Source organism: Microbacterium sp. Bi128 (assembly GCF_918698205.1).
In genome coordinates this window covers 1-2,125 of record NZ_CAKKMM010000886.1, presented here as the reverse complement: position 1 = coordinate 2,125, position 2,125 = coordinate 1, and the positions used below count along the sequence as shown (strand labels likewise).

2 protein-coding genes are annotated in these 2,125 nt (G+C 69.5%); both read left to right on the top strand.

What is annotated here, in order from left to right:
• The coding region (locus LQV45_RS27630; protein ID WP_230010056.1) for an acetate--CoA ligase family protein at positions 1 to 1,430 on the top strand (1,430 nt) is incomplete at its 5' end.
• Between the two features lie 80 nt (positions 1,431 to 1,510).
• A partial coding sequence (locus tag LQV45_RS27625) for a DUF5998 family protein (protein WP_230010053.1) occupies positions 1,511 to 2,125 on the top strand: 615 nt, incomplete at its 3' end.

Genomic DNA, 2,125 nt, shown 5'->3' with positions numbered 1-2,125 from the left:
GCACCAAGCCGGTGATTGTGGCCAAGTCCGACGCCATGGGCCTGAACCTGCCGCCCGGGCACTCTGTCCGCACCACCCAGGCTCCCTCGGAAGCGCTGGATGCCATGATGCGGCAGGCCGGGGTGATCCGGGTCGAGACCATCGAAGAGCTCATGGACGTCGCCCAGATCGTCTCGAGCCAGCCGCTGCCCGGGGGCCCCGGAATCGCCGTCTTCAGCAACTCGCGCGCCCTTGGCAAGGTGGTAGCGGACAGTGCCGCCCGCCAGGGGCTCGGCGTGGAACGGATCGTGACAGACGTGGACCTGGACGCGGGCATGTCCCGGGCGCTGCCGGCCCTGCGCCGGAGCCTGCAGGAAACCCTGACCGCGGACACGGTGTACGCCGCGGTGGTCGCGCTGCTGCCGGCGCACGGTCTCACCGTCGAAAAGATCGCCGGAGTGCTGGCCGAATGCTCCGCGGCGGCCGGCAAGCCGGTGGTTGCCGCCTTTAGCGGAATCCTTGATCCCTCCATCTATGTGGAGGGAATGGTCGGCGCCGAACCTGAACAGCCGCACCAGCCCGCGCCCGCTCCGCCGGTCCCGTGCTACTCCAACCCGGGTGCGGCGGTCACGGCCCTTGCCGCCGTCGTGCGCTACGCCCAATGGCTGGACCGGGACCAGGGACTGTTCGTGGAGCCCGAAGGGTGCCACCCGGAGGCCGCCCGGGCGGACCTGGAGCTGCTGCTGCGCGATGTGGGTGGCGAGCAGCTCGTCCGGCTGGACCAGGACACGGCCGCCCGGCTGTTGGGCCACTACGGCATCCGGCTGGTCCCGTCCGTCGGGTTCGAGACGGCGGAGGAGGCGGTGGCCGCGGCCGGGCAGCTCGGCTGGCCCGTGGCCTTGAAGACCACGGACCCGGCACTGCGGCACCGGCTGGATCTGGGGGGTGTGCGGCTGGACATCCAGGACGCCGATTCGTTGCGGCGCAACGTGCTGGAGATGCGCAAGTCGCTCGAGCGGTACGGCTCGCCGTCCCTGGAAGTGCAGACCATGGTACCCGTGGGGCAGGCCTGCACTTTCCGCGCCATCGAAGACCCGCTGCTGGGGCCGGTGATCTCCTTTGGCCTGGCCGGAGACGCCGTGAACCTGCTCGATGACTGGGCCCACCGCGTGCCGCCGCTCTCCGGCTCCGACGTCCACGACTTCGTCCGGGCGCCCCGGGCGTCGCGGAAGCTTTTCGGCTACCAGGGCCTGCCCGCCGTCGACGTCGCGGCACTCGAGGACCTCGCCGCCCGCCTCACCAGGCTGAAGGACAACCACCCGGAGATCGCGCTGGTGCATTTCAATCCCGTCCTCGCCGGGCCCGATGGTGCTTCGATCCTGGCCGCCGATGTCAGGATCGCGAACGCCGCCCAGCGGACCGACAGTGCGCGCCGGGCGATGCGCAGTTAGGGTCTAACCTCCCCGGCTGCAGCCCGCGTCCAGGGCCCGGCAGTTAGCAAGTCCCATGCTGATCTGTGAAAATGGAGACTATGAGCACCCAGCCTCCAGCACCCAAGCCCCTGGCGACCGCCCCCGCACGCCAGACCGCGCACCACCACGGCCTCCATGACCACAGTGCGCAGGGCCAGAGCCTGGAAGGGGCCCTCCAGCAGGCCGGTTTCTACCCCCGGCTCGTGGCCGACGTCGTCGCCGATGCCCTGGATGGCCGCGATTGCGTGGCCCACCTCGTACATCTCGAGACACACTTCGACCGGGCCGAGGTCCGCCGCCACATCACCGTCCTGGTGTTGACCGACGACATGTTGGTCATCACCCATGTCGACGACCAGCAGCTCGACGAGGCCGGCGAACAGACCGTCGCCCAGGTGTCCACCGAGTCCGTTCCCGTCACCCAGATCCGCTCCGTGGTCTTGAGCTATGTCTACGCCCAGCCGCAGGACTACAAGCCTTCCGACCCTGTCCGCGAGCTGACGTTGTCCATTGCATGGTCCGGCGGCCAGCGCCTCGACATGGGTTCGGCCAGCTGCGGGGACCCGCAGTGCGAGGCCGATCACGGCTACAGCGGCACCATTGCCCAGGAAGACATCGTCCTGCGCATCAGCGCCGAAGCGGACGGCCTGCAGGCCGTACAAGACGCCAAGCTC